The 6,049-nt window shown below is 54.7% G+C and carries 3 protein-coding genes and 5 pseudogenes; 5 read left to right on the forward strand and 3 right to left on the reverse strand.

What is annotated here, in order from left to right; all coding sequences use genetic code 11:
* Positions 1–535: pseudogene (locus PGX04_RS33965) on the reverse strand (PQQ-binding-like beta-propeller repeat protein); the annotation flags it as partial.
* 66 nt (positions 536–601) lie between these two features.
* Positions 602–790, reverse strand: a pseudogene (locus tag PGX04_RS34945) (hypothetical protein); the annotation flags it as partial.
* A gap of 488 nt (positions 791–1,278) precedes the next feature.
* On the opposite strand from PGX04_RS34945, the gene PGX04_RS33970 reads away from it, so the two are divergent.
* On the forward strand, positions 1,279–1,911 hold the full coding sequence (locus tag PGX04_RS33970; protein WP_273742499.1) for a DUF6230 family protein: 633 nt from the start codon (positions 1,279–1,281) through the stop codon (positions 1,909–1,911).
* A gap of 378 nt (positions 1,912–2,289) precedes the next feature.
* Here the strand turns inward: PGX04_RS33970 and PGX04_RS33975 are convergent.
* Positions 2,290–2,913, reverse strand: a pseudogene (locus tag PGX04_RS33975) (IS6 family transposase).
* 862 nt (positions 2,914–3,775) lie between these two features.
* On the opposite strand from PGX04_RS33975, the pseudogene PGX04_RS33980 reads away from it, so the two are divergent.
* The 4 genes and pseudogenes from PGX04_RS33980 to PGX04_RS33995 all read left to right on the forward strand — a co-directional run.
* Positions 3,776–4,189: pseudogene (locus PGX04_RS33980) on the forward strand (ParA family protein); the annotation flags it as partial.
* Entirely contained in the window at positions 4,186–4,593 is a 408-nt protein-coding gene (locus tag PGX04_RS33985) for a DUF8160 family protein (protein ID WP_273742501.1), read from the forward strand. The pseudogene PGX04_RS33980 and the gene PGX04_RS33985, both read left to right, overlap by 4 nt.
* A 255-nt stretch (positions 4,594–4,848) precedes the next feature.
* Positions 4,849–5,239 (forward strand): annotated as a pseudogene (locus PGX04_RS33990) (IS1595 family transposase); the annotation flags it as partial.
* Between the two features lie 199 nt (positions 5,240–5,438).
* Positions 5,439–6,049 (forward strand): IS5 family transposase (locus PGX04_RS33995; RefSeq protein ID WP_273742502.1); only part of this gene is annotated, 611 nt, incomplete at its 3' end.

The following is a 6,049-nucleotide window of genomic DNA, read 5'->3' on the forward strand; positions in this document are numbered from 1 at the left end:
CGGCCGATACGTTGTACAGATATGTAGAGTCGTGAGGGGGTTCGACGCCGATGTATCCGGATTCCGTGATGATTCCAGCGATCCCCTCCATAGGGCGTACAACCAGTTCCGTCTCACCCGTCGCCGGCTCGAGACTGGCGACCTCCGGTTGTGATCCAGTCCCGAATATGTACACTTGCTGGTCGTCGGTGTCGCCTATCATCAGACCGTGGGTCGTTACCTCGGCCTCTCCGGCGAATTGCCGTTCGACCGTCAGCTCGTTGCGTTCCCACTCGATGGAGCCGTCCTCGGCGTCGAGCGCGTAGACTGTCCCGTCCTCGGAGGTGTAGAGCTGGTCGCTCTTGACGGTCGCCGAACGCATGTCGTGGGGATCGTCGTACCGCCAGGTGACCCCGTCTGAGCGCGTGAAGTCCGCGCCTCCCTCCGTACTTCTTTCTTCGCTGTTTCCTTCGCCCTCCTCCCCGTTATCGCCTTCCTGTGCGACTGCCATCGAGCCGAATAGTCCGCCCGCGGCGAGCGTCGTCCCCGCCGCCATCAGTGTTCGCCGATTTACTTTTCTTATGATTGTCATGACACTGGGGAAGTAATATGAATATTGTGTTCTGTCTTGGCTTGCGTCCGAACTCACGAAGCCCAACCCGTCAGGGAGCTCATCCGTAACGCTCACATTCGAGGTAGCGTTCGGATTGGTGTTCGTAACGGTCACATCGAACACGACAGTGTTGCCAACAGCGGGGACGATGTATTGACCGTCTTGATGAGGCTGAAATCTGCAATTTCGGGATGCCAATCAGAAACGAGCGAGGTTCGTAGCGAGAGATATTGACGAATATAGTTGTTCAGTTCCTGCTGGGAGGGCATTCAAATCGTCGGAGGTACGTGATCTTAGCGGAGAAAGAAGAGGTTCATGCCATCCGCAAACGGTCTCAAGGGTGCTGCAAAGATTGGATGAACTGGGCAAAGAACAGGTCGTCGAAATACTTGCACTGAAACTCAACTCACCGGAGGACTGGTTCGAGAAACTCCTATGTTACAATGTATCGGGATAAGCGAGAGCGGAAACGCGATGGATATGTTCTCAAATATACAATACTTGTGGCCGGATCCCGTATAAACTTCTCCGCATACAAGGAGGTAAAATGATTATAAATCGTGTTGAGTATGTTCATGTGCCATTCACAAAGCAACACCAACTCGACCGATCATCGGACGATTCGGGCCCTATCTCGGCGAACTGTCACGATGCTGCGGAAATACTGATCGATAAAAGGGTGTAATATGTACAATAAAAAGCGACTATTGGGCGGAACCGGTGCATCGTTCTTGGTCGTCGCGCTCGTGGGAATGATCGTCCTGTCGTCGGGGACGGCCTACGCTGCGCCACTGGCGAGTGGCAGCGGGTTCACCGTCGAGGCCGACGAGATCAGATCCGACGAGTTCCTCCTCTACCCCAGCGCCGGTGAAAACGATCAAGGAGAGACGCCGGTCGTGGTTGTCGAGCAACGCGGCGTCGAAATCGATGGACTGGTGCTGACGAGAGAGCAGGAAGTACCCATGATGGACGGGACGATGGAGATCTCGTTCACCGCCGACGAGACGGTCACGGCGGACGAGCAGTACATCAAACTCACCGGGCTGGAAGCGGAGAACGCTGAGTTCAACGGCCAGGTCATCGACGCCCAGTCCAGCAACGATCCGGAACAGCAGTTCCAACAGACGGCGGGTGAGAACGCCAATCCCGAAGAAGGGCGGCTCACTGACATCAACGGAGAAGGACCCGGAATGGTGCAAGAAGACGTCAAAATCGACATGGTGTACCTCGCCTCGAACGAGATCACCCTCCCCGGCCTCGACGTCGGCGTGGATTACAACGCTGGTGGCTCTGACGAAGCCAACAACTCGAGCGAGTGATATCGATGGCAACTCAAAACAGCTAGAACGACTCCAAAACCGATCCCGACCGACGCTCATCTCGATAAGTCGTAACATCAATTTTGCTGGCGGATCAATTACTAATCACCGATGGACGAGAAATCTGCTCAGTACCGTCCCAAGCGTGGACTGCCTAGAATATCTCCTTTCTAAAACTCGTGTCACGTTCGATTTTCTAAGAAGATCTACTAGCCAGAGCAGACTTGGGACGCTACTCAGGTCTTGAGCGTAAATCCTTATGTACGAGTCGCGCTCGAGTGGGGTGATGACCCCTAGCCGATAATGCCCATTCTCTGTCACTATCTAGTTCTGCATCTCCTTGATCGGCGTCTTTCCATCGAGAGCTTGGTGCGGTCTCTAACGGTTGTAGTAATGCATAAACTGTTCAAGTAATTCCCGGACGCTTGACTGACTGCCCACCCACGAGTTATGGAAGCGGTCGATGCGTATTTTGAGGGTGTGAAACCACTTTTCGATCAGGTTTCACTCAGTATAGTTGACCCGACCGTTCAGTCCTAATCGAGCGAGGGAAGTCCGATAGCCGAATTGATCGACGAGAAATTCAGCCTCAGAGAGATCGTGTTTTTCGCGGAGTCTATGCAGAAATGCAGCCGCTGGATCGGTACCGTGCCGACCAAACAACTCGACATCAAAAATCAGCTTTGTCTCAATGTCTATTGTAGCATACAACCAAGACCACTCGCCGTTTATTTTGACAGCGGTCTCGTCAACTGCGACCCGCTTCGGCTGCGCCTCAGGCGGGTCGCACCCGTTGTCAGCCAGCCGATGCACCCAATTCCAGACCGCTCCATGCGAGCATTCAACGCCTAATTCAGCGAGGATCGTTGTTGCCTCCCGAATTGAACAACCGATTTGGTGGAGACGGACGGCGAACGCCCTAATGGGCGTCGCCGTCCGCTCGTTCTCCCAAGTTTCTTCTAAATCCGCGTCATAGCACTCGCTAAGCAGGTCTGCGAGCATCTGAACCAATTAACTCAACGACCTGCTCACTCCTCAAACTGGCTTAACTAGACAGTGCCTCTTTCCTCACACCACCGTTTCCTCTGCTTTCGCTAGTCTCATCCTCCCCAGACGCCCGTCTGTCGAGGACACACATAGATAGGATTCGATCCGCTCGTACGGACGAGGCGGCCGGAATCGATGAGATAGGCATGAGAAGTAAACCGAAATCGGGATGGACGATCGATGGGGGACAAGTGTCGAGAAATAACCCGCTGGCAGGGCTTGCGAGTAACGAAATTCTTCGTTGTCACAACCCCAAGACCAGGTGGCGCTGGTACTACGCTCCCGAGCGAGGCGTGGTTCGGAATTCCACGCCTACAACGGGTTTGCGCCGGAGTTAGTGAGTCAGACCGAAGTGGCTGATACCGTTGGGATCGAGGACGTCGAGTCGGATCCCGTCAGGCAGGGAGAACTCGAGTGGGCGAGGTGTCCGTGAATGAGTGGAACCGATAACGGCTCAGACAGGACTGATTAGTTCCCGAAAGACGATGCCTCGACTTTCTGTTTCCAAGTTTGGAACTCGGTTCCACCACACCGACACGTAGTGTCTCGGTCAATAAGGCTAAACTCTCTATCAGCAAATTTGTGCGCTTGGTGTTGGATTCCACATGATTCGCAGATAACTGAGACCTCCTCTGGTTCGCTATCAGAACCCATTTATTCTATTTTAGAACTATGTGAAGGGATACTTAAGCGTGTATATTTAGAATTCCGAGATCTACGACCATTACACATGGCTACTGACCACGCCGAAAGGAACAATGAGTAACAACTACGACCACCCCAACCCTGTCGAACAGGATCAAATTGAGGTTCACTAATCGTGCGCGAACACGGGGAAATGGACGTGATTCCGTCGAATATCGATATGACCGCCGCCGAGCCCGAGCTGACCCTCTCCCGTCGTGGCGGGGAGCAACTCGACTTACTCTTCGATCACGTCGGCTCGCTCGAGTTGGACTACGAGATTACGATCGACGAGGTCGGCGTCGTCACGAATCGGATCGATGTGCGAAAGAATCAGGCCCAACACATGGTCGAGTGGATCACCGAAGCGTTCGATGACGTGCCCGTGTGGGAAGTGCGCGAGCGGGCCGATATCCAATACGCGCTCGAGGGGGGCGTCTCGCTCCTCGAGTACAACGACGAGAATGATATGTGCGAGGTGTTCCTGTCGATCGCCGCCGGGTTGGACGGGCAGTTTGGATTCGCCGAACCGGAGGTGCAAGCATGAGCGACGATCGCGTGGATCGGCTTCGGGACAAGAGAAACAAGTCAAAAGAACGCGCTCGAGCCCAACAGTCCAAATCATCCGAAACGTCCAGACCAGCACATACGGGCGAGACGGGAGAACCAGAACAGATCGGCGAACCGGACGATACGGACGAGAGTGACGAGACGGACAGCGAGCGCGTGAAAGATGAACAGGTCGGGACGTACTTCTACCTGCCCGAAGGCCAACGCGACGATCTCCGCTACCGCTACAAGATGCTCAGTGCCGAGTACGAACGCGAATTCGGAGAGGAACTCGAGAAGAATCAACACTTCTACCCGCTACTAGTCGAGTACGGTTTGGATGGTTTGGACAGTGCGGACGCGCAAGACGTGCGGGACATGCTCGGACGTTTGGACTACTAAAACGGCTCATTCCTGAGTAACGTAGGATCTTTTCAGTAGTCTGGTAATGCTCGCCGATCGTTGCGGCACCTAGCTCAGAAACAGGCCGCCACCGTGACGGTCGGCCTCGCAGGGGGCAACAGTGCAACCTTCGAGCGACCGGCAGACGCGACGGCCATCGGTGGCTTTCGGCTAGCGTTTGATAGCCATTGTAGTGATAAGCGACCCCACAAACCAATTTCTGTTAGCAGCGGACTCAACAGGCCCGCAGTCCTCGAGTCAGACAAACCACCAGTATTGACACTCGTCCGTCGGACCGACGGACGAGTTCGGTTTTTCGTCTGTGAAGATCTTCAATACGCTGGCAAAGGCATCGCCGAGTACGGCGACGGTAGCGTCATCCTCTGCACCGACGATTACACGATCTACGACGACATCTAGGAGACGGAGGGGCGGGCCATCTGGCCGTCACCTACTCTGTCACCTACGTGATCGGTGACGCCCACAGAAAAACGTATGAGAACCGCCACAGCTTCCTTCGCCAGTGGTTAGCGAAGTTTAGGGGGTCTCAAAGTATCTTCTTCAGAAATACCTCAGCTTTCTCTCACTGAAGCTCAATTCGCCGGATGACTGGTTCGAGAAACTGCTGTGTTCTGAAGTCAGATAAGCATTCTTCATGAATAATAAGAGTTAGAATCAATTGATGATATATTACATATGTGTTATGACTGACAAATCGACCTAGCCGAGTTCAGGTAGTAGTTGAATCCTCCATGCCTTGTTTTGCCGCCGAGTGACAACAGTCTCAGACGCTCTCACGGCGATCTTCCGTCAGATTAACCGGGAAATGGACGCCGTCTGGCGATATGGCATCGCTCAGACGGCTTGCGCGAATGTGTCGAGACCTTGCCAAACAGCACGTTGACGAGCCGGACGTACCCGCCGCGCCGGACGGCGCGGACGGGTACGCCGAGTGGGTACAGATTGCGTTAATTCTGTACCGCGTCGAATTAGAGAAGAGCCTCCGCGAGACGGAAGACTACCTCAATGAGATGTCCGGTGTCCTCGCCGTGTTCGGACTCGACGAGGCACCGCACTACAGCTCGTTCTGTCGGTGGGAACAAGACTACCGGATGCGTGAACTCCGCCGCCTGCTCCGCACGTCGGCGGAGCAGGCGGGCTGGAGTGGCGAAGCCGCAATTGACGCGAGTGGTTTCCAGCGCGATCAAACCAGCCATCATTACCGCGACCGCGCGAACTACTCGTTCCAGTCGATGAAGACGACGATCTTGATCGACGTGAACTCGCTAGCGATCAGGGACGTTCACTACACGACGCAGAAGGCGTGGGACGGACATATCGGGATGCAGGTCTTCCGCCGAAACGCGGAAGACCTGCGCGTACTGTCTGCTGATGCGAACTACTCGTGGAGCGACCTCCGTGAGGAGTGTCGCTCCAACTCAACGCGACCGTTGAT

The sequence above is a fragment of the Natrinema soli genome, assembly GCF_028618695.1.

Excerpts from the sequence above, each read along its gene's own strand:
- PGX04_RS33970 (WP_273742499.1), top strand. The coding sequence starts at position 1,279 with ATGTACAATAAAAAGCGACTATTGGGCGGAACCGGTGCATCGTTCTTG.
- PGX04_RS33985 (WP_273742501.1), top strand. The coding sequence starts at position 4,186 with ATGAGCGACGATCGCGTGGATCGGCTTCGGGACAAGAGAAACAAGTCA.